The organism is Cellulomonas sp. (genome assembly GCF_965229465.1).
Classification (GTDB): Bacteria; Actinomycetota; Actinomycetes; order Actinomycetales; family Cellulomonadaceae; genus Cellulomonas.
This window is the reverse complement of the sequence record NZ_OZ245882.1, coordinates 1,941,091-1,963,980: the sequence shown is the minus strand read 5'-3', so window position 1 is coordinate 1,963,980 and position 22,890 is coordinate 1,941,091. Positions and strand designations below refer to the sequence as shown.

The 22,890-nt window shown below is 72.7% G+C and carries 20 protein-coding genes; 8 read left to right on the top strand and 12 right to left on the bottom strand.

Features of this window, described 5'->3' with window-relative positions; all coding sequences use genetic code 11:
* Positions 1–4: 4 nt before the first annotated feature.
* The gene (locus tag ACO06A_RS09470; protein WP_421735758.1) at positions 5–178 is read right to left on the bottom strand and encodes a YegP family protein; all 174 of its coding nucleotides are present in this window, start codon (positions 176–178) and stop codon (positions 5–7) included.
* A 101-nt stretch (positions 179–279) separates the two neighbouring features.
* Here ACO06A_RS09470 and ACO06A_RS09465 point away from each other — a divergent pair, with 101 nt between their 5' ends.
* Positions 280–1,275, top strand: coding sequence for a magnesium and cobalt transport protein CorA (locus ACO06A_RS09465; protein ID WP_421735757.1), 996 nt, complete (start codon positions 280–282; stop codon positions 1,273–1,275).
* Here the strand turns inward: ACO06A_RS09465 and ACO06A_RS09460 are convergent, their stop codons facing one another.
* Both ACO06A_RS09460 and ACO06A_RS09455 read right to left on the bottom strand, forming a co-directional pair.
* Positions 1,276–1,758: a glutathione peroxidase gene (locus ACO06A_RS09460; RefSeq protein WP_421735756.1), complete on the bottom strand. Its 483-nt coding sequence runs from the start codon at positions 1,756–1,758 to the stop codon at positions 1,276–1,278.
* Between the two features lie 7 nt (positions 1,759–1,765).
* Positions 1,766–2,257, bottom strand: coding sequence for a low molecular weight protein-tyrosine-phosphatase (locus ACO06A_RS09455; RefSeq protein WP_421735755.1), 492 nt, complete (start codon positions 2,255–2,257; stop codon positions 1,766–1,768).
* Positions 2,258–2,319: 62 nt separating this feature from the next.
* On the opposite strand from ACO06A_RS09455, the gene ACO06A_RS09450 reads away from it, so the two are divergent.
* From ACO06A_RS09450 to ACO06A_RS09435, 4 genes are all read left to right on the top strand, one after another.
* Positions 2,320–3,246 carry an NADP-dependent oxidoreductase gene (locus ACO06A_RS09450; protein ID WP_421735754.1) on the top strand — a complete coding sequence of 309 codons (927 nt, stop codon included), beginning with the start codon at positions 2,320–2,322 and terminating at the stop codon, positions 3,244–3,246.
* Positions 3,247–3,363: 117 nt separating this feature from the next.
* Entirely contained in the window at positions 3,364–4,026 is a 663-nt protein-coding gene (locus ACO06A_RS09445) for a helix-turn-helix transcriptional regulator (RefSeq protein ID WP_421735753.1), read from the top strand.
* 171 nt (positions 4,027–4,197) lie between these two features.
* Complete coding sequence (locus ACO06A_RS09440; protein ID WP_421735752.1) at positions 4,198–5,205, top strand: ABC transporter ATP-binding protein; 1,008 nt, start codon at positions 4,198–4,200, stop codon at positions 5,203–5,205.
* Positions 5,202–6,020: an ABC transporter permease gene (locus ACO06A_RS09435; protein WP_421735751.1), complete on the top strand. Its 819-nt coding sequence runs from the start codon at positions 5,202–5,204 to the stop codon at positions 6,018–6,020. The genes ACO06A_RS09440 and ACO06A_RS09435 overlap by 4 nt, the downstream gene beginning before the upstream one ends.
* A 119-nt stretch (positions 6,021–6,139) precedes the next feature.
* Here the strand turns inward: ACO06A_RS09435 and ACO06A_RS09430 are convergent, their stop codons facing one another.
* Both ACO06A_RS09430 and map read right to left on the bottom strand, forming a co-directional pair.
* The gene (locus tag ACO06A_RS09430) at positions 6,140–7,657 is read right to left on the bottom strand and encodes a CoA-acylating methylmalonate-semialdehyde dehydrogenase (protein ID WP_421735750.1); all 1,518 of its coding nucleotides are present in this window, start codon (positions 7,655–7,657) and stop codon (positions 6,140–6,142) included.
* Between the two features lie 231 nt (positions 7,658–7,888).
* Positions 7,889–8,653, bottom strand: coding sequence for a type I methionyl aminopeptidase (gene map, locus ACO06A_RS09425; RefSeq protein ID WP_421735749.1), 765 nt, complete (start codon positions 8,651–8,653; stop codon positions 7,889–7,891).
* A 330-nt stretch (positions 8,654–8,983) separates the two neighbouring features.
* On the opposite strand from map, the gene ACO06A_RS09420 reads away from it, so the two are divergent.
* Together ACO06A_RS09420 and ACO06A_RS09415 are read left to right on the top strand one after the other, a co-directional pair.
* Positions 8,984–9,751 carry a VOC family protein gene (locus tag ACO06A_RS09420; protein ID WP_421735748.1) on the top strand — a complete coding sequence of 256 codons (768 nt, stop codon included), beginning with the start codon at positions 8,984–8,986 and terminating at the stop codon, positions 9,749–9,751.
* 83 nt (positions 9,752–9,834) lie between these two features.
* On the top strand, positions 9,835–10,728 hold the full coding sequence (locus tag ACO06A_RS09415; protein WP_421735747.1) for a DUF2510 domain-containing protein: 894 nt from the start codon (positions 9,835–9,837) through the stop codon (positions 10,726–10,728).
* 4 nt (positions 10,729–10,732) lie between these two features.
* Here ACO06A_RS09415 and ACO06A_RS09410 read toward each other — a convergent pair whose 3' ends face one another.
* The 3 genes from ACO06A_RS09410 to aceA all read right to left on the bottom strand — a co-directional run bounded on the left by ACO06A_RS09410 (position 10,733) and on the right by aceA (position 14,586).
* Positions 10,733–11,515 (bottom strand): SDR family oxidoreductase, encoded by a 783-nt coding sequence (locus ACO06A_RS09410; RefSeq protein WP_421735746.1) that lies wholly within the window; start codon positions 11,513–11,515, stop codon positions 10,733–10,735.
* 102 nt (positions 11,516–11,617) lie between these two features.
* Positions 11,618–13,261 carry a malate synthase A gene (gene aceB / locus ACO06A_RS09405; protein WP_421735745.1) on the bottom strand — a complete coding sequence of 548 codons (1,644 nt, stop codon included), beginning with the start codon at positions 13,259–13,261 and terminating at the stop codon, positions 11,618–11,620.
* Positions 13,262–13,287: 26 nt separating this feature from the next.
* Positions 13,288–14,586 carry an isocitrate lyase gene (gene aceA / locus ACO06A_RS09400; protein ID WP_421735744.1) on the bottom strand — a complete coding sequence of 433 codons (1,299 nt, stop codon included), beginning with the start codon at positions 14,584–14,586 and terminating at the stop codon, positions 13,288–13,290.
* A 150-nt stretch (positions 14,587–14,736) separates the two neighbouring features.
* On the opposite strand from aceA, the gene ACO06A_RS09395 reads away from it, so the two are divergent.
* Complete coding sequence (locus tag ACO06A_RS09395) at positions 14,737–16,188, top strand: helix-turn-helix domain-containing protein (protein ID WP_421735743.1); 1,452 nt, start codon at positions 14,737–14,739, stop codon at positions 16,186–16,188.
* Positions 16,189–16,198: 10 nt separating this feature from the next.
* Here ACO06A_RS09395 and ACO06A_RS09390 read toward each other — a convergent pair whose 3' ends face one another.
* The 4 genes from ACO06A_RS09390 to ACO06A_RS09375 form a co-directional block, all read right to left on the bottom strand.
* Positions 16,199–17,302 carry an excalibur calcium-binding domain-containing protein gene (locus ACO06A_RS09390; RefSeq protein WP_421735742.1) on the bottom strand — a complete coding sequence of 368 codons (1,104 nt, stop codon included), beginning with the start codon at positions 17,300–17,302 and terminating at the stop codon, positions 16,199–16,201.
* A 109-nt stretch (positions 17,303–17,411) separates the two neighbouring features.
* Positions 17,412–17,978, bottom strand: coding sequence for a hypothetical protein (locus tag ACO06A_RS09385; protein ID WP_421735741.1), 567 nt, complete (start codon positions 17,976–17,978; stop codon positions 17,412–17,414).
* A 61-nt stretch (positions 17,979–18,039) separates the two neighbouring features.
* Positions 18,040–19,161, bottom strand: coding sequence for an FAD-dependent monooxygenase (locus ACO06A_RS09380; RefSeq protein WP_421735740.1), 1,122 nt, complete (start codon positions 19,159–19,161; stop codon positions 18,040–18,042).
* Between the two features lie 68 nt (positions 19,162–19,229).
* On the bottom strand, positions 19,230–22,793 hold the full coding sequence (locus tag ACO06A_RS09375; RefSeq protein WP_421735739.1) for an Ig-like domain-containing protein: 3,564 nt from the start codon (positions 22,791–22,793) through the stop codon (positions 19,230–19,232).
* Between the last annotated feature and the right edge of the window lie 97 nt (positions 22,794–22,890).

The following is a 22,890-nucleotide window of genomic DNA, read 5'->3' as shown; positions in this document are numbered from 1 at the left end:
GAGGTCAGCTGTTGTCGACGGTGTCTGCGCCGGCGGCGTCGGACTTGATGCGGTCGATGGCGTTCTGGGCCGACGCCTTCGCCGAGTAGCCCTCGCTGGCGGCGAGGACGTTGCCGTTCGTGGCGACGATCCGGAACCGGAACTCGCCACCCTTGTCCTTGTAGATCTCGAACTTCACGCGATCCTCCGGGGTTTCTTCCACGGTGCCGCCGGCATGCGTCGACGGTCCAGCCAGTCTGTCGCGCAGGACGGGGCACCGCGCGGTCTAGCCTTCGTGTCGTGATCGTGGACTGCGCGCTCTACTCCGCCGGACACCGCCGGCACCGCATCGACGACCTCCGCCTGGCGCTGAAGGAGGCCGAGGCGGAGGACGGCTTCGTGTGGATCGGCCTGGTGGAGCCCACCACCGACGAGTTCGACCTCCTCGCCGAGGGCTTCGACCTGCCGGAGCTGGCCATCGACGACGCCATCCGAGCCCACCAGCGGCCCAAGCTCGAGCACTACGGCGGAGTCACGTTCGCGGTGGTCAAGCCGGTGCACTACGTCGACCACGTCGAGGTGGTCGAGGTCAGCGAGCTCGCGATCTTCCTGGGCGACCGGTTCGTCATCGTCGTCCGGCACGGCGACACCACGATCCCGGCACAGGTGCGGGCGGCGCTCGAGGCCGACCCCGAGATGCTCCAGCACGGTCCGCCGGCGGTGCTTCACGGGATCCTGGACAAGACCGTCGACCAGTACCTCGACGTCACCGCGTCGATCGACGAGGACCTCGACCAGATCGAGGACCAGGTGTTCGGCGACGACCCCGGCAACGACCACGCCGAGCGGATCTACAAGCTCAAGCGCGAGGTGCAGCAGTTCCGCCGCGCGGTGGTGCCCCTGGTCCAGCCGCTGACGAGCCTGGCCGACGAGCAGGTGCCGTGCATCCCCGCCTACTCGCGGCCGTACTTCCGGGACGTCCAGGACCATGCGCTGCGTGCCGCGGAGCTCATCGAGGCTGCCGACGCCCTGCTCACCGGGGTCCTGCAGGCCGACCTCGCGCAGGTGACCGTCGAGCAGAACCGCGTGACGGTCCAACAGAACTCCGACATGCGCAAGATCTCCGCGTGGGCGGCGATCGCCCTGGTGCCCACCGCGATCGCCGGCCTGTACGGGATGAACTTCGACTACCTGCCGGCCTCGGACTGGGCGCTCGGGTTCTGGATCGTGCTGGCCGGCATCGGCGTCGTCTGCGTCGGCCTGCACCGAGCCTTCCGGCGCAACCGCTGGCTGTAGCTACGCGGGCAGGGACGCCTCGATCAGCTCGACGATCTCGGGCGCGTCCGGCACGGTCTGCGGGCGGAACCGGTGCACCGACCCGTCAGGCGTGACGACGAACTTCTCGAAGTTCCACGTGACCCGACCGGCCTTGCCCGACGCGTCCCGGGCCTTCGTCAGCTCGGCGTACAGCGGGTGCTGGTGCCGGCCGTTGACCTTGACCTTCTCGAACATCGGGAACGTCACGCCCCAGGTGGCCGAGCAGTACTCCGCGATGGCCTCCTCGGATCCGAGCTCCTGGAGGAACTGGTTGCTCGGGAAGCCCAGCACCGTGAACCCGCGGTCGCCGTAGGTCTTCTGGAGCTTCTCGAGCGTCTCGTACTGCGGGGCCAGGCCGCACCGGGAGGCCACGTTGACCACCAGCTTGACCTTGTCCGCGTACGCGCCGAACGTCGTGGGCTCGCCCTTGAGGGTGGTCAGCGGGATCTCGTCGAGGGACATGCCTGGGTCAACCGTTCGTGCCGGGTCGCGCATTCCCCAGCTCGGCGCGCACGTGGTCGACGATCCCGTCGGCCGCCGCCTCGATCTGCGCGAGGCAGTCCTCGAAGTCCTGAGCGCCGCCGTACCAGGGGTCCGCGACGTCGAGGTCGCCGGTCGCGGCCGGGTCGAACGAGCGGAAGAGCACCGGGTCGACGTGCAGCCGACGCAGCGCGCGGGCGTGCGCGTCCGTCATCGCCAGCACCAGGTCACGCTCGTCGCCGGACCGGACCTGGCGCGCCCGGTGCCCGTCGCCTGTCGGGTAACCGGCGGCCTGGAGGACGGCCCGTGCGCGGCGGTCGACCGGGTTGCCGTGCTCCTCGTCGCTGATGCCCGTCGAGTCGACGACCACCTGGTCGGCCAGGCCTGCGGCGGCGAACCGCTCGCGCAGGACCACCTCCGCCATCGGAGAGCGACAGATGTTGCCGGTGCAGACGACCATGACGGAGTACGGGGTGGGCATGCCGTCATGATCTGCGACGGACGTCACGAAACACCACTCGGCCCTCGGAGGTTGTGCGAATCATGCGAGCCATCACCTACTCCCGCTACGGCGGACCCGACGTCCTCGAGCTCACCGAGCAGCCCACCCCCAAGGTCGGCGCCGACAGCGTGCTCGTCCGCGTGCGCGCCGCCTCGGTGAACCCGGTCGACTGGATGGTCCGCGCCGGACACCTCGACGCGCTCATGGACGTGACGTTCCCCGCGGTCCCCGGCTGGGACGTCGCCGGCGTGGTCGAGCGCGTGGGTCTCGACACCCCCGAGTACCAGGTCGGCGACGAGGTCTACGGGTACGTGCGGCGCGACTGGGTGCAGGGCGGGACGTTCGCGGAGTACGTCGCGGCACCCGTGCGCACCCTCGCGCGCAAGCCGGTATCCCTCTCGTTCGAGGAGGCGGCGGCCGTGCCGCTGGCCGGGCTGACCGCGTACCAGACGATCCGCCGGGCCGGCGTCCGTGCCGGTCAGACCGTCCTCGTGCACGCCGCAGCCGGCGGCGTCGGCTCGTTCGCCGTGCAGATCGCCCGCTCCCTGGGCGCCCGGGTGATCGGCACCGCGTCCGCGCGCAACCACGAGTACCTGCGTGGCCTCGGCGCCGAGCCGGTGGAGTACGGCGACGGGCTCGTCGACCGCGTCCGCGCGCTGGCGTCCGAGGGTGTCGACGTGGTGCTCGACTTCGGCGGCGACGACCTCGTCGGGACCTCGCGGGCGTTGCTGGCCGAGGGTGGGACCGTCGCGTCGATCGTCAACGCCGCGGCCCGCGACGAGCTCGGCGGCCAGTACGTCTGGGTCCGACCGAGCACCGAGGACCTCGACGCCCTCACCGCCCTGATCGACGCCGGCACCGTCACGGTCGACGTCGCCGAGGTGTTCGAGCTGGCCGACGCCGCCGCGGCCCACGAGACCATCCAGACCGGCCACGTGCGCGGCAAGGTCGTCGTCCGCGTCGACTGACCCCGTGGGATCGAACGGCCCGCATCCTCCCCAGGGTGCGGGCCGTTCGTGCTTGGCAAACGCGTACTAGTCGAGATATATTCTGTTTCGAGCATTCGGACCGGAGCAGGAGGAGCCATGGCGCCGCGCAGCCGCAACAACCCGCTGGCCCTCGCCGTGCTCGCGCTCCTGTGGGAACGCCCGATGCACCCGTACGAGATGTCGATGACCCTGCGCGAGCGCCGCAAGGACGAGTCGGTGCGCCTGAACTTCGGGTCCCTGTACTCGGTGGTCGACTCGCTGGTGAAGCACGGTCTGATCGAGGCCGCGTCGACCGAGCGGGAGGGCAACCGCCCGACCCGCACGGTGTACCGGATCACCGACGCCGGCGCGACGGAGGCCATCGACTGGCTGACCGACCTGGTCCGCACGCCGGCCAAGGAGTTCCCGCAGTTCGAGGCCGCCCTGTCGTTCCTGCCGCTGCTGGGTCCCGACGACGTGGTCCGGCTGCTGCGGCTGCGGCAGACGTCGCTCGAGCGGCAGGTCGCGAGCCTGGAGAGCGGGCTGGCCGACGCGCGCACGATGGGCCTGCCGGCCATCTTCTCCCTGGAGGGCGAGTACGAGGTCACCATGGTCCGCGCCGAGCTCGGGTTCGTCACCGCGCTCGCCACGAGCATCGCGGACGGATCGTTCGAGGGCGTCGACCTGTGGCGTGACCTGCACCAACGCGCCAGCACGCACGGCCGGCTGGACCCCGATGAGCTTGCGGAGGCGCTCGCGCCGTATCTGAGCCCTCCGTAGAGAAGAAGGTCGGCCCAGGTGCTGGAACACCCGGGCCGACCACCACGAACCGACCGGGACCCGTGAGGGCACCTGTGCGATCCGCCGCACGAATCAGCATAGGTGGCAGCTCGGTCGGACCACCCGCCGTCCAGGCCGGAAGGAACGGACGGCACGACCGAAGGCGGCACCATGCCCGCAGCACCCGTGGTCGAAGCGCTCGACCTCGTCAAGACCTACCCCGGCGGCCGCGGCCGACCGGATGTCCGGGCCCTCGACGGCCTCACGCTCAGCATCCCCGGCGGCACCGTGCACGGGCTGCTCGGCCCCAACGGCGCCGGCAAGTCCACCACCACGAAGGTGCTCACCACGCTCGCGCGTGCCACCTCAGGGATCGCCCGCGTGGGCGGTCGTGACGTCGTCCGCGACGCCGACGCCGTCCGCCGGAGCATCGGCTACGTCTCGCAGGGGACCGGCGCCGACCCGCTGCTCAGCCCGCGCGAGAACCTCGTGATGGCCGCGCGGCTGCGGGGACTGTCCCGCGCCGCGTCGTCGGACCGGGCGGCCGCACTGGTGGACCGCTTCGGGCTGACCGACGCCGCCGACCGCGGCGCCGGGAAGCTCTCCGGCGGCACCCGGCGCAAGCTCGACGTGGCGCTCGGCCTCGTCGGCAGCCCACAGGTCCTGTTCCTCGACGAGCCCACCACCGGGCTCGACCCCGAGGCGCGCGCCGCGATGTGGGCGGAGATCCGACGGCTGGCGGGCGAGGACGCGCTGACCGTGGTCCTCACCACGCACTACCTGGAGGAGGCCGACCGGCTGGCCGACGGGGTGACGATCGTCGACCGCGGCCGCGTGGTCGCGTTCGGTTCCCCGGACGCGCTGAAGGCCACGCTCGAGGGGGACACGCTCACGGTCGACCTCGTCGAGCCGACGCCCGACCTCGTGCGGTCGGCGGTCGCGTCGATCACCGCGCTGCGCGACGTCGTCGTGCACGTCGAGGGTCCGACCGGCCGGCTCGTCGCACGGACCGCCGACGGACCGGCAGTCGTCGCCACCGTCATCGCCGCCCTCCAGGCGGCCGGCGTGCGGCACGGAGCCGTCGCCGTCTCCCGTCCCACCCTCGACGACGTCTACCTGCGGCACGCCGGCCGTTCGTGGACGTCAGCCGAGGTCGCCTCGAAGGAGGTCGCCCGATGAGCACGCTCACCCTGCCCCGCACCGTCACCGCGCCGACGCGCGCGTCCTGGTTCACGCAGACCGCCGAGGTCACCCGGCGCTGGACCGTCGACGCGATCCGCCAACCCTGGGGGCTCGGCGTCGCGATCCTCCAGCCGGTCATCTGGCTGGTCCTGTTCGGCAACGTGTTCTCGTCGGTCGGCACCGTGCCGGGCTTCGGCACCGACGACTACCTGACGTTCCTGGTGCCGGGCATCCTCATGATGACGGTCCTGTACTCGGGCGCCTGGGCCGGCACGGGGTTCATCGACGACATCCGCTCCGGCGTCATGGACCGGATGCTCACGTCCCCCGTGTCGCGGTCGTCGCTGGTGGCCGGGCAGCTGGTGCAGCAGCTGCTGGTCTGCGTGGTGCAGGGGATCTGCGTGATCGGGATCGGCGCGCTGGCCGGCGCGCAGTACTCCGGAGGTGTCGGGGGCATGGCCCTCGCGATCGGGGCGTCCCTGCTGCTCGCGGCGGCGTTCTGCTCGCTGTCGGCCGCGGTCGCACTGCTGGCCCGCGACCAGACCGCGCTCATCGGCATCTCGACCATGATCGTGCTGCCGGCGACCTTCATCTCGACCGCCCTCATGCCCGCTGCACTGCTGCCGGACTGGGTGCAGACGGCCGCCGCCTACAACCCGCTGACCTGGGCGACGGAGATCGCGCGCACGGCGATGTCCCCGTCGGTCGACTGGTCGGTGGTAGCCAGCCGGGGCGCACTGCTCGCGGCACTGGCGGCCCTGGTCGCGTGGTGGTCGGTCCGCGCGATGCGCACGTACCAGCGCAGCCTCTGAGAAGCGCAGCGTCCGAGGAAGTGGTCGCCAGGGCAGCCACTTCCTCGGACGCAACGTTCTCCTGCGTCAAACGTCCGAGCATGTGGTCGCTGGAGCAGCCACATGCTCGGACGTTGCGGTCAGTGGCTGGTGGTGCGGCCGAAGTGGAACCTGGCCGTCGCGGGGCTGCTCGGCCAGCGGCTGGTGACCACCTTGCCGCGCGTGTAGAACCGCACCGACTCGGGGCCGTAGATGTGGCTCTCGCCGAACAGCGAGTTCTTCCACCCGCCGAACGAGTGCCATCCGACCGGTACGGGGATCGGCACGTTGATGCCGATCATGCCGACGTTCACCGCGCGCTGGAACGTGCGGGCGGCGTCGCCGGAGGACGTGAACAGCGCGGTGCCGTTGCCGTACGGGTTGGCGTTGACCAGGGCGATCGCCTCGGGCAGGTCCGCCGCGCGGATCACCACGAGCACCGGCCCGAAGATCTCCTCGACGTAGGCGCGCATGTCCGTGGAGACGCCGTCGAGGACCGTGGGGCCGACGAAGAACCCGTTCTCGTGACCGGCCACCGTGTGCCCGCGACCGTCGACCACGGCGGACGCCCCGTTGGCGACCGCGTCGGTGACGATCTCCTCGATCCGCAGCTGCGACGCCTTCGTGATCACGGGGCCCATGTCGGAGTCGGGGTCGTTGCCGGGTGCGACCCGGACCTTCTCCGCCCCGGCCCGCAGCCGGTCGAGCAGCGCGTCCGCGACCTCGTCGACCACGACCGCCACCGAGATCGCCATGCACCGCTCGCCGGCCGCGCCGAACGCCGCTCCGGTCAGGTGCGTCGCCGCGAGGTCCAGGTCGGCGTCGGCCAGCACGACCGCGTGGTTCTTGGCCCCGCCGAGCGCCTGCACCCGCTTGCCGTGCGCGGTGGCCGTGGCGTGCACGTGCTGCGCGATCGGCGTCGAGCCGACGAACGACACCGCCGCGATGTCCGGGTGGGTGAGCAGCGCGTCGACGGCCACCCGGTCGCCCTGCACCACCGAGAACACCCCGTCCGGCAGCCCGGCGGCCTTCCACATCTTCGCCAGGAACAGCGACGCCGAGGGGTCGCGCTCGGACGGCTTGAGGACGAACGCGTTGCCCGTGGCGATGGCCATCGGCGCCATCCACAGCGGCACCATGGCGGGGAAGTTGAACGGGGTGATGCCGGCGACCACGCCCAGCGGCTCCCGGAACGAGAACACGTCGACACCCGTGGCCGCCTGGTCCGTGTACTCGCCCTTGAGCAGCTGCGGCATGCCGCAGGCGTACTCGATGACCTCGAGCCCGCGGGCGATCTCCCCGTGGGAGTCGGCCAGGACCTTGCCGTGCTCGGCGGTGATGATCGCGGCCAGCTCGTCGGTGTACTGCACGATCTGCTCCCGCAGCGCGAACAGCACCGCGGCCCGCTTGGCGACAGGCTCCTGCGACCAGCTCTGCGCCGCGACCACCGCCGCCGCGACCGCCGCGTCGACGTCGGCCTGCTCGGCCAGCAGCACGCGGCCCGACACCTGTCCGGTCGCGGGGTCGAACACGTCCTGGGTGCGGGACCCCTCGGGGGTGGTCACCTGACCCCCGACGACGTGACCGATGAGCGGAGCAGTATCGACGAGCGCGGACATCAGAGGCCCTCTTTCGTGCGGATCCGCCGGCGTTGCCGGATCGAGCCAATCTAAGTCCGCCGTCAAGAACGCCGCCGGTCTGGGCTGGGCGAGAACAACGTTAAGCGCGTTCTGGGGGGTCACAACGCGCTCAAGGTTGTTCTGGATCGATTCAGCACCTGACTCGCAGCGCGACGTCCGAGCAGAGGTGGCCCAGGGCCTGCATCTGCTCGGACGTTGCGGACGTGTGGGTCAGTCGCGGGCCGTGAGGACGAGCGGGCCGTCCGGGGTGATCGCGATCGTGTGCTCCGCGTGGGCGGCCAGGGAGCCGTCGCCGGTGCGGATGGTCCAGCCGTCGTCGTCGATCGTGTACTCGTCGCCGCCGGCCATGAACCACGGCTCGATGGCGATGACCAGGCCGGCCTTCAGCTTCTGGCCGGTGCCGGGACGCCCGAGGTTGGGCACGTGCGGGTCCTCGTGCATGGTGCGCCCGACGCCGTGGCCCCCGAAGTCGGCGTTGATCCCGTACCCGCCCGCGCGTCCGATGGTGCCGATAGCCGACGAGATGTCGCCCATCCGCGCGCCGGCACGCGCGGCCTTGATCCCCGCGTCGAGGGCCCTCTCGGTGGTCTGGATCAGCTTCTGGACCGTCGGGTCCTGCGTGCCGATCTGGAACGTCAGCGCGGAGTCGGCCACCCAGCCCTGCACCTGCGCGGCGAAGTCGATGCTCAGCACGTCCCCGTCGGCGAGCACGTAGTCGGACGGCAGGCCGTGCAGGGCGGCGTCGTTGACCGAGGTGCACAGCACGCCCGGGTACGGCATCGCCCCGAACGACGGGTGGTAGCCGAGGTAGACCGAATGGGCACCGGCGGCGTCGATCATCCGGTGCGCGTGGGTGTCCAGCTCCTTGAGGGTCATCCCCTCGCGGGCGACGTCACGCAACGAGGACAGCACGCCGGCGACGAACTTCCCGGCGGGACGCATCTGGTCGATCTGGGAGGGGTTCTTGAGAGCCACGCCTCCAGCCTGCCACGAGATGGGCAAGCAACAGCCCGTGGGCCAGGCCTCCGAAGAGGCCCTGCCGCGAAGGACGAGGTCGCGGCTCCCACGGGCTGCGGTGACTGCCATGGATTCGCTCGCCGGTCCGGGTGGGCCTGCGGGCGGATCGTCTGTGCAATCCGTCCGAGTACTTTCGGGCGACTAGCGGACAGTCACCTCACGCGTCCTGGAATAGAACATGTCCTGGACCACCTCCTTCCCGTGTGCGACGACGGTACGTCCGGAATCCGCCGCCGCCAAGGGGTTTTCCGAGTGGCGAACACGGGAACACGTCGGGACGCTGGACCGGTGATCTCCGCGCTGCACGTGCTGCTGGCCAGCTCCGACCCCGCCGCAGACCGCGCGTTCCTGCGCGACGTTCTCGGGTGGGCGTCGGTCGCGGATGCGACCTCGGGCGACGGGTGGCTGATCTTCGCCCTCCCTCCGGCCGAGCTCGGGGTGCATCCCGGCGACAGTGCCGACGGGGCGACGCTGCACCTCATGTGCGGCGACCTCGACCGCACGCTCGCGGACCTGGCGGCGAAAGGTGTCCGACCGCTCGGCCACCCGCACACCGAGGACTGGGGGGTCGTCACCCAGATCCCGCTGCCCAGCGGTGGGTCGCTCGGGCTGTACGAGCCGCGGCACCCGTCGCCGCTCACGATCTTCGGCGGGCCGGCCGTCCGGGAGCCGGTCACGCGGCACGCGGGCCTCGACTTCTCCCTCTCGACGACCGTGCTCGAGGCGCGCGACGCCAACGCGCTCGGGGACTTCTACCGACGCCTGCTCGGCTGGCGCGTGATGGGCGAGGAGCCCGGCTGGGTGCTGCTCCGGCCGCCCGGGGGCGGGACCGGCGTCGCGTTCAGCTCCGACCCGCTCTACGAGACGCCGGTCTGGCCGGCGACCACGGACCACCAGCAGATGATGGAGCACCTCGACATCTGGGTGAACGACATGACCCGTGGCGTCGAGCACGCGCTCGAGCAGGGAGCGACCCTCGCGGGGTTCCAGCCGCAGGAGGACGTCCGCGTCATGCTCGACCCGGCGGGCCACCCGTTCTGCCTCTTCGAGAGCTGACCGCCGCCGTCTGACGGGTCAAGAACGCGCGGTCCGCTGCCGATGTCGTCAGCAGCCTCGATGAGCCGACGACTGGAGCCGACGTGAGCACGCCCACCACCGGGAACCCCCCTGCGGGCTGGTACACGGACCCGGGCGACCCGGCGGGACAGCGCTGGTTCGACGGGGCCAGCTGGACCACCCACGTGCAGGCGCCGCCGGTGCCTGTCGCGCCCACTCCGGTGGCCCCGGTCGCCCCTGCGATCTCGCAGTACGGCCAAGGGTTCGCACCGTCGACCCCCGACGCGATCTCGCCCGAGTACCGGTTCGGGCAGCCTGACGCCGGGTCCCGGTTCGGCTACCCCGCCGCGGCCACGTCCCGGTTCGACTACCCCGCCGCCTCCACATCGCCCGCAGAGGCCAACTCACGCTTCGGCTACAGCGCTCCTGCGGTCGCCGGCGGCGGCGGCTGGATCCAGCCGGTCGAGAGCCACTACCTGGTCAACCCGACGTCCGACCTGGGCGACGGCAAGAACACCCCGGCACGGGTGGCGCTGCTGGTCTCGATCCTGGCGATGCTCGGCGTACCGATCGCCGCGGTGGCCGGGATCATCCTGTCCGTCGTCGGGCTCAAGCGCGCCCGGACGCTCGAGGCGGCCGGGTGGGAGCCCAAGGGTCGCGGCCGGGCACGGTGGGCGCTGGTCCTGTCGATCATCGGTGCGGTGATCAGTGCGTTCCTCGTGGCGAACTTCGTCCGGCTCGCCATGACGGACCAGACCGTGGATGCGGTCGGCTACGACGCCCAGGCGTTCGAGACCGAGATCGCCGCCGGGATCGCCGCGCAGACCGGCATCGCCGCGACGGTGCAGTGCCCCGACCAGCTGGTCACCGGCGCGGCGACGACGTTCCAGTGCGTCGCGGTCGACCCGGCAGGCGTGCCGACGACCGTGACCGTGCAGACCGACGCGACCGGCGCCTGGACCTGGCAGCTCGGCTGACGCGCTAGCGGGTCGACCTGGTCCGGAGCCACTCCGCGAAGGTCTGCCGACCGACCGCGTGCTCCGGCGCGAGGTGCGCTCCGCTGCGGAACGCGCGCAGCGGTCCGGGGAACGGCACGGTCCACACCGGTCGGCGGCGGCCGGTCGCCGCGAGGTAGGTGCGCATGAGCTCGGTGGTGCTGAGCACCTGCGGGCCGCCCAGGTCGTCCACGCGGCCGGACGGGCCCGCGTCGACCAGCTCCGCCAGCCGCGCGGCCACCTCGCGCACGTCGACGGGCTGGTCGTCCATGCCCGCCGGGGCGAGCGCGACGGGTCCGCGCGACAGGTAGTCCAGCAGCGTGGCGACGAAGTCGTGGAACTGCGTCGCGCGCAGGATCGTCCACGGGATGTCGCCGTCCTCGACGATCTCCTCGACCCGGTGCTTGGCCTTGTAGTACGCGAACGGCACCCGGTCGACGCCGACGATCGAGACGTAGACGAGGTGCGGGACGCTGGCCGAGCGAGCCGCGAGCAGCAGCTGCACGGCGGCGTCGAGGTCGTCGTCGGGCTTGCGCGGGTCGCTGGCGCAGTGCACCACGGCGGTCACCCCGTCGAGCGCCCGGCGCAGACCGTCCCCGGTGAGCAGGTCGCCGACCACCCACTCGACGGCGTCCGGGGCGGCCGGCGAGCGGTCGCGCCGGCTGAGCACCCGCACGGGTCGGCCGGCGTCGAGGAGCGTGTGCACGAGGGCACGGCCCAGGGTCCCGGTGCCGCCGGTGACCAGCACGGGGCGTTCGTCGTCGGCCATGCCCTGGATCCTTGCCGATGACGCCCGCACGACGCGAGCCCCGGCGACGTGCGACGCGGCCCGGGTCGTCATTGACCCGGGCCGCGTCGCGGTCGCCGCCCCTCAGCCGCGGTCGACCAGGAACTGCGTGTACGCCGGCACCGTGAGGAACGTCGGGAAGTCCTCCGCCAGCGCCACCTGCCGGAACAGGTCGGCCGCGTCGTCGTACCGGTCGCCCTCGGTCCGCGGCAGCTCGGCCAGCACCTCCTGGAGGACCTGCTCGACTCGTGCGGCATCGATGCGGGTGCCCTCGGCGGTGACGACCTCCTGGTGCACCCACTGCCACACCTGCGACCGCGAGATCTCCGCCGTGGCGGCATCCTCCATGAGGTGGTCGATGGCGACCGCGCCGATGCCCCGCAGCCACGCCTCGAGGTACCGGACCCCCACGGACACGTTGCCGCGCAGCCCGCCGTCGGTGACGGCCCCGGGCTCGCCACCGCCGGCCGACGGGATGTCGAGCAGCTCCGCCGCGGTGACGTGCACGTCCTCACGCAGCCGGTGTCGCTGGTCGATGCGGTCGCCGAGCGCCTCGTCGAACACCTCCCGCGCGACGGGCACGAGGTCGGGGTGAGCCACCCAGGTGCCGTCGTACCCCTGCCCGGCCTCCCGCTGCTTGTCCGCCCTGACCTGGGCGAGCGCCGTGTCGGTGACCTCCGGGTCGCGGCGGTCCGGGATGAAGGCGCTCATGCCGCCGATGGCCTGCGCGCCCCGCTTGTGGCAGGTGGCGACGAGCAGCTCGGTGTACGCCTTCATGAACGGGACCGTCATCGTCACGCTGCCGCGGTCCGGCAGGACGAAGCGCGGTCCGCGAGCGCGGAAGTTCTTGATGACGCTGAAGATGTAGTCCCAGCGGCCGGCGTTCAGCCCCGCGCAGTGGTCGCGCAGCTCGTAGAGGATCTCCTCCATCTCGAACGCGGCCGTGATGGTCTCGATGAGCACCGTCGCGCGGATGGTGCCGTACCGCAGGCCCAGGTAGGTCTCGGTGAACCGGAAGACCTCGTCCCAGAGGCGTGCCTCCAGGTGACCCTCCAGCTTGGGCAGGTACAGGTACGGTCCGCGGCCTGAGTCGATGAGCGCCTGCGCGTTGTGGAACAGGTACAGGCCGGCGTCGACCAGGCTCGCCGACGCCGCGCAGCTCTGGCCGGCCCGGTCCGTGAACTCCAGGTGCTTCTCCGTCAGGTGCCAGCCGCGCGGGCGGAACACGATCGTCGGCGTCGACTCTCCGACGCGGTACTCCTTGCCCTCGGGCGACGTGAAGTCGATCTGCCCGCGGATCGCGTCGAACAGGCTGTGCTGTCCGCCGATGACGTTGGTCCACGTGGGGCTGGTGGCGTCCTCCATGTCTGCCAGCCACACCTTGGCCCCGCTGTTCAGCGCGTTGATCGTCATCTTGCGGTCGGTGGGGCCGGTGATCTCGACGCGCCGGTCCTCCAGGCCCGGACCGGGACCGGCCACGCGCCAGCTCGGGTCCGCCCGGACGCCCGCCGTCAGGGGCAGGAAGTCGGGGTCGGCACCGTTGGAGAACCGCGTCCGGCGGTGCTGGCGGCCCAGCAGCAGGTCGTGGCGGCGGCTGGAGAAGCGCAGGTGCAGGTCGGTGAGGAAGTCGATCGCCTCGGTGGTGAGGATCTCGGTCGTGCCGGGCACGGACGGCCCGGTCTGCTCCAGATGAGGTCGGATCAGCGGCGGGGGGATGGTGATGGTCATGGCGGTGCTCCTGGGGTCAGTGCAGGTCAGTGGGTGAACTGGGCGGTTTCCGTCGAGCCGGCGAGCGCGAGGGTGGCGCTCTCGGGACTGATCGCGGTGGCGACGCGGTCGAAGTAGCCGGTGCCGACCTCGCGCTGGTGACGCGTGGCGGTGTAGCCGTCGGACTCGGAGGCGATCTCGGCCTCCTGCAGCTCGACGTACGCGCTCATGCCGCGCTCGGCGTAGCCGCGGGCGAGGTCGAACATCGAGTGGTTGAGGGCGTGGAACCCGGCCAGGGTGATGAACTGGAACACGTACCCGTGGCCGGCCAGCTCCCGCTGGAACCTCGCGATCTGCAGGTCGTCCAACTGCGAGCGCCAGTGGAACGACGGCGAGCAGTTGTAGGCCAGCAGCTTGCCGGGGAAACGGTCGTGGATCCGCTCGGCGAACTCGATCGCGACCGCGACGTCCGGCGTCGACGTCTCCACCCAGATGAGGTCGGAGTGCGGCGCGTACGCCTCGGCGCGGGCGACGACGGGGTCCAGTCCCGGTCGCACCCGGTAGTAGCCCTCGGCGGTCCGCTCGCCGGTGAGGAACGGCTCGTCGCGGCTGTCGATGTCCGAGGTCAGCAGGTCGGCGCCGAGGGCGTCGGTGCGCGCGACGATGACCGTCGGCACCCCGGCGACGTCGGCCGCGAGCCGCGCGGCGGACAGGGTCCGCACGTGCTGCGACGTCGGCACCAGCACCTTGCCGCCCAGGTGGCCGCACTTCTTCTCGGCCGCCAGCTGGTCCTCCCAGTGCACGCCGGCCGCGCCCGCCTGGATCATCGAGTGCATGAGCTCGTAGGCGTTGAGCGGCCCGCCGAACCCGGCCTCGGCGTCGGCGACGATCGGCGCCAGCCACTCGCGGGACCGACGGCCGGTCTCGGCGAACTCGATCTGGTCCGCGCGCAGGAGCGCGTTGTTGATCCGGCGGACCACCGCGGGCACCGAGTTGACCGGGTACAGGGACTGGTCGGGGTACGTCTGGCCCGACAGGTTGGCGTCGGCCGCCACCTGCCAGCCGGACAGGTAGATGGCCTCGAGCCCGGCGCGGACCTGCTGCACCGCCTGGTTCCCGGTCAGCGCCCCGAGCGCCGGCACCAGCGTCCGGGAGTGCAGGAGCTGCCAGAGCCGCTCGGCGCCCCGGCGGGCGAGCGTGCTCTCCTCGCGGACCGACCCCCGCAGGGCGACGACGTCCTCGGCGGTGTGGGTGCGGCGAATACCGGCCCACCGCGCGTCGAGGTCCCAGCTCGCCGCGAGCTCGGCCGCGGTCTCGGTCTGGTCGCCGTGCCTGTACGTGCTCATCGTGATCCTCCGTCATTGGCGGTTCTTCTCGGCCCTTCGGCCTGACCTCGACTTTCCTCGCTGTTCCACGGTTCTTCCCCGGCAGAGTGCGCAGAAGATCGGCGTTCCTTCTCCTGGACAGAAGCGCAGGCGCCGGGCGATGGTGGACGCATGACAACGACGGCCAACGGCGGCCTCGACACGCTGGTGCTGGGACGACGGATCCGGCACCTGCGCACGGGCCGGAACATGACGCTCGACGACCTGGGCACGGCGATCGGCCGCGCACCCTCGCAGGTCTCGATGCTGGAGAACGGTCACCGCGAGCCCAAGCTGTCGCTGCTGGCACAGGTGGCGGAGGCGCTCGACGTCCCGCTGTCCGAGCTGCTGCGCACCGAGCCGCCCACCCGGCGGGCCGCCCTGGAGGTCGAGCTCGAGCGCGCGCAGCGGGGACCCCTCTTCGCGTCCCTCGGTGTCTCACCCGTGAAGGTCGGCCGCTCCCTGCCGGCCGACGCCCTCGAGGCCCTGGTCCGCCTCCAGGCCGAGATCCAGCGCCTGCTCACGGAGAACGCCGCCACCCCGGAGGAGGCCCGCCGCGCCAACGCCGAGCTGCGGATCCGCATGCGCGCGCAGGACAACTACTTCCCGGAGCTCGAGGACCACGCTCGCCGCCTGCTCGCCGCGATCGACCACCCGGGCGGCCCGCTGTCCCAGCGCGCGACCGCGGACATCGCCGCGCACCTGGGCTTCGGCCTCCACTACGTGCCCGACCTGCCGCACTCCACGCGCTCGGTCACCGACCTGGCCAACGGCCGCATCTACCTGCCGCAGGGCAACCCCGGCACCAGCGACGCCCGCTCACCGCTGCTCCAGGCCATCGCCAGCCACGTGCTCGGCCACGCGGAGCCCAAGGACTACGGCGACTTCCTGCGCCAGCGCGTCGAGGCCAACTACCTGGCCGCGGCGCTGATGCTCCCGGAGGACGGCGCGGTGCCGTTCCTGCAGGAGGCGAAGGCCGAGCGGCGGCTGTCGGTGGAGGACCTGCGCGACGCCTTCGCGGTGCCCTACGAGACCGCCGCGCACCGGTTCACCAACCTGGCCACGCGCCACCTCGGCATCCCCGTGCACTTCATGAAGGTCCACGAGGGCGGCACCCTGCACAAGGCCTACGAGAACGACGGCGTGAAGTTCCCGGCGGACCCGCTGGGCGCCATCGAGGGCCAGCCCGTCTGCCGGCAGTGGACCGCCCGCGTGGTGTTCACGCTGCCGGACCGGTTCTCGCCGTACTACCAGTACACCGACACGTCCTCCGGCACCTACTGGTGCACCAGCCGCGTGCAGCCGTCGTCGCAAGGCGCGTTCTCGGTGTCGGTCGGCGTGCCGTTCGCGCACGTGCGCTGGTTCCGCGGGCGGGAGACCACCGAGCGCGCGGCGTCGAGGTGCCCGGACCCGATGTGCTGCCGCCAGCCACCGACCGACCTCCAGGAGCGCTGGGCCGACAAGTCCTGGCCGAGCGCCCGGCCGCACGCGTCCCTGCTGGCCGCGCTGCCGGTGGGGGTGTTCCCGGGGGTGGACACGACCGAGGTCTATCGGTTCCTGGACCGGCACGCGCCGCAGGTGTGAGCGTCGGCGGTCAGCGCTTCTTCTCGCAGGCGATCCCGTCGCCGTCGCGGTCGAGCTCCTTGCTGTAGCCGGGGTCCCCGGTGCGGAGCGGGGCGGCGCCCGCGGCCCGGACCGCGTCGCAGCTCTTGTAGTAGACCGTGGGGGCCGGCGACGCCACAGGCGCCTTGCCCGGCGTCGGAGCTGTCGGGGCCGTCGTCACAGGCTTCGCCGGCGCAGTCTTCGCAGCGGCGGCCGCGGCGGCCTCGGCGGCGACGCGCGCGGCCTCCGCGTCAGCAGCGGCCTGCGCCTGGCGCGCCGCCTCGTCCGCAGCCGCCTGGGCCGCCCGTGCTGCGGCCGCCTCAGCGGCGACCCGCTCCGCCTCGATGCGCTGCTCCTCCACGACCCGTGCTTGCTGGAGGGCCGCAGCGGCGGCCAGCAGGCGCTGGGTGACCGCCTCCGTCCGGCTGCGCAGGTCGGCGACCATCACCGCCGGCAGCCCCGACGCCGCCTCACCGTCCAGCTGTGCGGTGACCGCCGCTGCCTGCATGAGCGCCGCCGCGACCGCGGCTCCACGCCGGTCCACCTCGTCGAGTCCGGCACCGGCGGGCAGCGATGCCGACGCGGCGACGGGCCCCTCACCGGCGACCTCGAGCGCGCTCACCTGCGCCGACACCGTGCACTGCGCGTCGGCGCCGAACAGCCCGACGCCGGCCGCGATCGCTTCCTCCTCCGCGGCCAGCACCTCGTCGGTGACCACCGTGTTGGCGAGCGTGTGTCCGAGCCCCCGGCGTGCCGGCTCCGCGTTGATCAGCAGGCCGTCGGCGTAGACCGCCGCAAGGTTCTCGCCCGACACCTCGATGCGCACCTCGGCGCCCGCGGGGAGCAGCTCCTGGAGGGCCTGCGCCGCCTCGGCACCGAGGCACCGGTCGAGCGAGGGCGAGTCGAGGCCCAGAAGCGTGACGCTCGTGGTCGTCCCGTCCTGCTCGACCTCGACGGTGTCCCCGTCGACCACCCCGACCACCGTGGCCGCACCCGGATCGGCATGGACATCGGCGGCGGCCGCCGCGCTGCAGCCGGTCGCGGTGGCCGCGACGAGGAGACCGAGGAGGGCGCAGAGCGGGCCGTGGGAGCGCATCCAGCGGCATCGGCGGTTCGCGGATCACAGTTGAACGCACAGCGGACCATTCCGCCGTCCGGCGCAGTGGAGCGCGAGCCGAACGCCGAGGTCAGGCCGCGAAATCGGGTCAGGCGACCGCGGCTGCACCGCCCTGACGCATCCGGGCGATCGACGCGGCGAGACCCGTCCGCGCCGCGAGCACGTCGAGCTGCGCGAGAGCGTCGACCCCGAGCTCGCGGTGCACCGCGACCAGCTCCGGCAGCAGGTCCGGGTGCGGGACCGGGACCGTGGCGTCGAGCACGGTCTCCGTGCCGTCGGTCACCATGTACGCCATCGCCGGGCCGAACTCGTCCGCCGGCGCCACGCGGAACCGCACGGAGCCGACCTCCACGGGCGCGGGCAGCGCCTGGCCACGGACGTGACCGACCTCGAGCAGGTCGCGGATCGCCTTGGCTCCGGCGGCGTCGAGCCCCGCGGACGCGTCCAGCGAGTCCAGGTCCGCCAGGACGACGCACCCCTCGGCGGGCTCGTCGGACCCCGGGTGCCACGAGGCGTCGACCTCGAGCGCGAGGAAGCCGCCGCTGACCGAGAACGCGTCCCGGATGAGCGCCGCACGCTCGTCGGCCGACATCCCACGCAGGGGGTGGCGGCGGGTGGAGCCGGCGGAGCCGCAGGAGCAGGACAGAGTGATCATGTCCACCAGGGTGCAGCCGACCACTGACACTGCGCCGCGGGGCTCGCCGGGGAGGCCCGGATCAGGCGGGCGGGTCCCACCGCTGGAGGGCTTCCGCCGCGCGTGCCGATGCCGCGTCCGGCGTCGCGCGCAGGAGAAGGTCTCTCACCGCGGCGGCGGGTCCCCAGGCGAGCTGGGCCACCCGGCCGACGGTCCGCGCCCGACGCGCGATCGTCTGCGTCCGCGGTCGGCGCACCCGGTCGTACTCCGCGAGCGCCGCGCGCAGGTCGCCGCCGCACAGGACCGCGAGCGTGGCGGCGTCCTCGAGCGCCTGGCCGCCACCCTGCCCCACGTCCGGCGTCATCGCGTGCGCCGCGTCGCCGAGCAGCGCGACCCGTCCCTGGACGAACGAGGGCAGCCGGTGGTCGAGGTCGTGGATGTCGTGGCGCAGCACCGCCGCCGGGTCGGTACAGGCGACGAGCGCGGGGATCGGGTCGTGCCAGTGGTCGAACCGGCGACGGACCTCCGCGACCTCGTCGGCGAACCGCGTGCCCGCCGGGAGGCTCGCGACGGCGAACCAGTACGCGCGGCCGTCCCGCAGCGGCACGTACCCGAAGCGCTCGCCGCGGCCCCACGTCTCCCCGGCGGTGCCGAGGAGGTCGACCGGGCCGTCGGTGACCCCGCGCCACGCGGTGTACCCGGCGTACCGGGGAGAGGCGCCGCGTGCGAACGAGCCGCGGACGGCGCTGCGCAGGCCGTCGGCGCCGATCACGAGGTCGGCGGACGTCCGCGCACCCGAGGCGTCCGTGACGACCCCGCGGGCGTGCTCCACCCCGGTGACCTCGACGCCCGTGCGCACGACGCCCGCCGGCAGTGCCGCGAGCAGCACGCGCTGGAGGTCCTGGCGGTGCACCACGGCGAGGTCCCGCGTGGAGCCCGGGGGGACCTGGACCAACCACCGGCCGGACGGCTGCCGCTGACCGGTCCGCAGGGTCGGGTCGTGCGGGGCCGCGAGCGCGCGCACCTCGTCGGCCAGGCCGAGCACGCGCAGCGCGGCGAGCCCGTTGGCGAACAGGGAGATCCCGGCGCCGACCGCCGTGAGGTCCGCGCTGCGCTCCAGCACCGTGACCTGGTGACCTCGGCGGTGCAGCCCCACGGCGACCGCCAGCCCACCGATGCCTGCGCCCACGACCGTGACCTGCATGAGCACAGGATGCCGGACCGGGCACGACGACGCCCCCTCCCGTCGGGAAGGGGGCGTCGGCCGGGACGTCAGCTGTTCGTGACCTCCATGTAGTACGGCGTGAAGGCACCGCCGACCATCGCGTAGCTCGCGAGCACGTCGAGGTCGTCGTCGAGAGCCTCCGCTGCGCAGTCCTGCTCACCGAGCCCGTACAGCGGCAAGGTGCCGACGTACGCCGCGATGGGCCGCTCCTCCCACTCGAACCGGGTGGTCCAGCGCCCGTAGGCCTCGACCGCGTCCAGCACCCGCTGGGTGATCGCACCGTCCGGCGCAGAGCACGTCACGACCACGCTGGTGGCCGCCGCGGGCACCCGGGAGGCCTCGAGCGAGAACTGGATCCGGTCGTAGCCCGCCGAGTCCCAGTGCAGACCCTGCACGCCCGGGTGTCCGTCGGCGATGGTCTGCCCCGGGCCGTCGGCGCAGAACCGCTCGTTGGCGTCGAAGTCCCACACGCGGGTGGTCACGATGCCGGTGGCGGACGATCCGACGACGGTGGACTCGCCGCCGACCCCGATGGTGAAGCCGGTGAAGCCCTTCACGAGGCTTCCCCGCTGCAGGCTGTGCAGCGACATCAGCCAGACGTCCGGCCGGCCGTTGTAGCCCTGGTTGTACGCCTCGTCGCCCATGGCGAAGCCCCACGGGTCCTCCGGATCGTGATCCCAGACGACGCTGATCCGCTCCTCCGGGTCCACGCCGGGAGCGCGGATCTCGACCGAGACCCAGTCGCCGTCGCGAGCGGCCGTGGCGAAGCCGGAGCTCACCGAGTAGTGCCGGACCGTGCCCTCCTCGTTGGTCTCGTCCGCCGTCGCCGTGAACGACTGGTCGGAGTCCGTGAACTGCGGGACACAGACCGCCAGCGCGACGTTGGTGAGCCCGAAGCCGGGCTCGACGACCGGGTCGTCGTCGCCCGGGTCGCCGTCGTCGTCACCCGGGTCACCGTCGTCACCGGGGTCGCCGTCGTCGCCGGGGTCGCCGTCGTCGTCACCCGGGTCGGTGCCTGCGGTGCCCAGCGGGAACGGGCCCCACGTCGCCAGGTGGATCCGGCCCTCACCGAGGTCCGCGCTCCAGTCGAACAGGGTGAGCGGCGGGACCGACACGTTCGCCCCGACCGCGACGCCGTAGACGAGGTCGAGCGTGTTGGTCAGCGTCAGCCGACCGAGGTCCACCTCCGCCGTGAACTCCGGGCCGACAGTCAGGTTCACGTACGGTCCGGCGAGGCCGTAGAGCTTCGCGGCGAACTTGAAGCCCAGTCCGGCGCCGACCGACGCCTCCACCCCCACGCGGGCCCCGGGCTTCGCGCTGAACGACCGCGTGCTGATCGGCGACCACTGCCCGTCGTGGTACCGCACACCCGAGCTGGTCGACTGGTTGATCGTGATGGTCGTCGTGAGGCCGGCGGTCGCCTCGAAGTGGAAGTAGAGCGACGGCGTCAGCGAGAAGTCGAAGACGATCGGGACCGGCCCCGCCATCACGGTGAGCACCCCGAGGCGGATCGACGCCAGGTCCTTCGTGGGTGTCACGTCGGCGATCACGAGCTGCGCCTTGGCGCTGAGCTCGATCTCCGTCTCCGCGCCGAACGCGAACGAGAACGTGTTGACGGTCGCGGACACCCCGCTCCAGGAGATGTACATGTCGACGTCGAGGACCAGGGTGAGCCGGACCGTCATCGTCGCCGCCAGCCCGAGCTCGAGCGTCCGGCTGGCGTTCGTGTACGGCTCGGGCGCGATGGTGAAGGAGAACTCCGGCGCGATCACCGCGCGGGCACTCATCGATCGGGCCGAGGGAGCAGCAGGAACGGCACCCGTCTCCCCGTCGATCACGACGTCGGCACCCTCGAGCGGCACGTCCTCCAGGTCGATGTCCGCCTGCAGGATCGCGTCCGTCAGCGAGGCGTTCGTGGTGTGCACGATCGAGGTCGCACCGACCCGCTCGACCGACTCGACCCGGCGCAGCATGCCGTCGGGCACGGTCGGTCCGGCGGCGCTGACCAGGATGTCGCCGACGTGCACGGGCGCGATCCCCGAGAACACGACCTCGTCGCCGTCGGACGACAGGATCGCGTCCAGGCCGGCGCCCTCGAGGACGGTGACGTCCGGCGCGACGACGGTCTCCGTCGGAGCAGCGGCCGTGACGGCGATGGTGCGGCTGACGCTCGTCGAGCGACCGGCCCAGTCCGTCGCGGTGACCCGCAGGGTGTGGGTGCCGGCAACGGCCGGCACGTCGAGGTGCCAGCGCACGGCGCCGGCGCCCTGGTCGAGCGCAGCAGCGCCGAGGTCCACCCCGTCCGCCTCGACCCGCACCCCACGCACGCCGGAGCCGGCGTCGGACGCGCTGCCGACGACGGTGAGCTGCGGAGACTCGGCCTGCGCGACGTCGGCGCCTGCCTCGGGCGACACGATCGTCAGGGTGGGCGCGACGGTGTCCGCGGACGCGGCGACCGGTGCGGAGGTGTAGCCGATCACGGTCAGGGAGGTGACCTGCGCGAGCAGCGGCACGGAGACGACGAGGGTGCCGTCCGCGGCGACGGGCGCGAGCACGGTCACCGTCGTGCGTCCGAGCAGGGGCAGCGGCGCGCCGGCACCGGTCGCGAGGCCGTTCTTCGTCGCAGCCACCCGCAGGGCGCCGGGCACGATGCTGACCTTCACGCCCACCTGCACGAGCACCTTGTCGACCTTGGCCGGGACCTCGCCGCCGACCACGCGCACGCTCTTGGTGCCGGCGAACGCGGTGCCGAGCACGTCGCTCGCCGAGGTGACGGACAGCGCACCGGCCGCCGCCGACGCACCGCCGGCCACCCAGCCGACCACGGCGACCCGCATGCCCGAGAGGGGAGCCGAGACGGTGTAGCGGACCGCACCGTCCTCGTCGACCGGGGCCAGCACCAGGGAGGTGCCCCACGTCGAGGTGTAAGTGACGGACGCGGCCGACGCCGCTGCGCCGAACGCGATCGACCCCGACCCGACGCCCCGCGCCGCGACCGACAGCCACACCGCCCGGGCGCCCTGCGCGGGCACCCCGTGCAGCGCGCCGACCGGGACGACCGACGCGCCCGAGGCCGGAACAGCCCCGCCGACGCCGGTGGCCTGGTCGACCATCGTCGACGCCGGCACCAGCACGGTGTCGCCGGCCGCGGCGGACGCGCCCGGCGTCCCCGCCACGTGGCCCACGACCGTGAGCCGCAGCACGACGGCGACGGTCGACCGGAGCCGGACCCGACCGTCGGCGTCGGTGGTGACGAGCGTGGTGGCGGCCGACGTGCCCGCCGGGAACGCCACGGCCGCGTCGGTGGCGACGCCGGGCGTCGCGACGACGAGGTCACCCGCCTTGGCGGCGACCGCCTCGACCTGGAGGACGAGCCGCGTGCCGGACTGCCCGCCCAGGTCCAAGGACGTGAGCCGGTCCTTGCCTGCGGCCAGGGCCACGGCCGTGGTCCCCCAGTCCGCGGACGGGGCCGACGTCCAGGTCTGGGCGACGGGCGCCGGGGTCGCGGCGGCGGGTCGGTCGATCGCGCCGGCCCAGGTGGTCTGGGCGCTGAGCGCGACGACCGTGAGCATCACGATCGCAGCGCGACGAAGGGGCAGGCCGAACGGCATGGAGGTCTCCCGGGAGGATGCGCCGGTCCCCCTGCGGGCCGTGCGGTCGCCATGCTGACAGCGCTGCGCGGCGGTTCGTCACGTTTCGCGTGCACGT